This is a genomic window from Streptomyces sp. NPDC059895, from assembly GCF_042731035.1.
Lineage (GTDB): Bacteria > Actinomycetota > Actinomycetes > Streptomycetales > Streptomycetaceae > Streptomyces.
On record NZ_JBHWKO010000131.1, the window covers coordinates 1 to 1,559 of the forward strand.

The window sequence follows — 1,559 nt, forward strand, 5'->3', positions numbered from 1 at the left end:
TCGGGGGTGTCGGCGACGGAGGCGGCCAGGGTGCGGATGTGGCCCGCCATCCGCTCGATCGTCGACCGCTCGAAAAGATCCGTCCGATACTCCAGAGCGGCCAGCACCTCACCGCCTGACTCCGCGGCCGTCAGCTGAAGGTCGAACTTCGCGTCCTGACCACCCACGCCGACCTGCTCGACCGTCAGGCCGGGCAGACTCCACGGGTCTGCGTCGGGCGTGTTCTGGAGGACGAACATCGTCTGGAAGAGGGGATTGCGGGACAGGTCCCGGTTGGGCGCCAGCTCGTCCACGAGGCGTTCGAAGGGGAGGTCCTGGTGGTCGTAGGCGCCGAGGGCGGTGTCCTTGACACGGTCCAGGAGCTCGGTGAAGGACGGGTCGCCGGACAGGTCGGTGCGCAGGACCAGGGTGTTGACGAAGAAGCCGATCAGGTCCTCGGTCTCGGCACGGTTCCGGCCCGCGATCGGGGTCCCGACCGCGATGTCGTCCTGGCGGCAGTAGCGGGCCAGGACGATCTCGAAGAGGGAGAGCAACGTCATGAACATGCTCGCGCCCTGTCGGTCGGCCGTCGCGCGCAGCCTGTCCGCCACCTCGGCCGGGACCGAGAAGTACACCGAGTCACCCTCGGCGCCCTCGCGTTCGGCCGGACGGCCGTGGTCGGTGGGCAGTTCGAGGACCGGCACACCCGTGAGGCGCTCACGCCAATAGGCCAGTTGCTCCGCGAGGAACTCACCGGTGAGCCGCTCCCGCTGCCAGACCGAGAAGTCCGCGTACTGCACCGGAAGTTGGTTCAGTGAGACGGCGCGGCCCTCCAGCTCCGCCGTGTACAGCTCGCGCAGTTCCCGCGCCAGGACGCCCGACGACCAGCCGTCGGAAACGATGTGATGGAGCGTCACAAGCACGTACTGGTCGTCGTCCGCCGTCCGCACCACGTCCACGCGCAGCAGCCGGCCCTCCGCCAGCTCGAACGGGCGCCGTGCCTCGGTCGCCATGATCTCGCGGGCGGCACGTTCCCTGGCAACCGCGTCGGTGACGGACCGGACGTCGTGCACCGTCGGTGTCACCGCCCACGGCGCGTCCACCAACTGCGCCGGGTGACCGTCGTCGTCCGTCAGGAACCTCGTCCGCAGGACCTCGTGCCGGGCCACCAGAGCGGTGAAGGCGGCGCCCAGGGCCGCGACGTCCAGCTCACCGCGTACACGGAGGCCGAGCGGCACCAGGTACTCGGCACTGTCCGGGGTCAGGCGGTCGAGGAACCACAGCCGCTGCTGCGCGAAGGAGAGCGGCAGCGGGGAACCGTCACGGGCCACGGGAACGACCGGCGGCTCATCGGCCGACCCCAGCTCGCGCACCGCCTCGGCCAGCAGGGCCGGCGTGGGCGCGGCGAAGAGCGCACGGACCGGGACGTCGACGTCCAGCCTCTTCCGCAGGCGCGAGGTCACCTGGGTGGCCAGCAGCGAATGGCCGCCGAGGGAGAAGAAGTTGTCGTGGACGCCGACGGTGTCGACGCCGAGGACCTCGGCCCAGACGGCGGTGATGGTGTGCTCGGTGGAGGTGCG

Annotated in this window: 1 protein-coding gene; it reads right to left on the reverse strand. The window is 70.4% G+C overall.

Going from position 1 to position 1,559, the window contains the following annotated elements; genetic code table 11:
- On the reverse strand, window positions 1-1,559 hold a 1,559-nt coding region (locus tag ACFV9M_RS42005; protein WP_385102746.1), incomplete at both ends, for a condensation domain-containing protein.